Raw genomic sequence first — 650 nt, 5'->3', positions numbered from 1 at the left:
CATATTGGATGAGCGTTTTATCAAAGTGAATGGAGGCATTAAATTCATCGACCCAGTCTTCGGGTTGCTCACTAAATCTTCCGCCCCAAGCTTTATTACTCATCTGAATATCCGCCGTGTAACATAGAATTAACTTTTGTAGGTAAACCAAAGATATCAATAAAGCCGACTGCAGATTCTTGATTAAATGCATCTTCTTTTGTATAAGTCGCTAATTTTTCATTATATAGTGTATGCGGCGATTTTCTACCATTTACAACGGCATTACCTTTAAATAATTTAAGACGTACGTCACCAGAAACGAATTTTTGTGTACTATCTACAAACGCTTTTAGGCTATCAGTTAGTGGAGAAAACCAAAGTCCATTGTACGTTTGTTCCGAAAATTGTTTTTCAATAACAGGTTTAAAATGAGCGACATCTTTAGTTAAAGTAATCGTTTCGAGTGCTTTATGCGCTTTGATTATAACCTCTGCTGCAGGTGTTTCGTAAACTTCTCTAGACTTAATACCGACGAGTCTATTTTCTACATGATCAATTCTTCCAATACCATGTTTACCCGCTAATTTGTTTAAATCCAAAATTAATTGGCTTAATTTATAGGATTTACCGTTTAAAGCGGTAGGTAAGCCTTGTTCGAATGTAAGTAC

Annotated in this window: 2 protein-coding genes; both read right to left on the bottom strand. The window is 35.4% G+C overall.

Annotated elements, in window-relative coordinates:
* Nucleotides 1-103 (bottom strand): hypothetical protein (locus KA900_RS14855; RefSeq protein ID WP_245339226.1); only part of this gene is annotated, 103 nt, incomplete at its 3' end.
* A partial coding sequence (locus KA900_RS14590) for an adenine nucleotide alpha hydrolase family protein (protein ID WP_210139783.1) occupies nucleotides 96-650 on the bottom strand: 555 nt, incomplete at its 5' end. The genes KA900_RS14590 and KA900_RS14855, both read right to left, overlap by 8 nt.

This window comes from Staphylococcus sp. GDY8P120P (genome assembly GCF_017892065.1).
Taxonomy (GTDB): domain Bacteria; phylum Bacillota; class Bacilli; order Staphylococcales; family Staphylococcaceae; genus Staphylococcus; species Staphylococcus nepalensis.
Note: the sequence above shows the minus strand (reverse complement) of the source record. Positions and strands in the feature narration are given on the sequence as shown.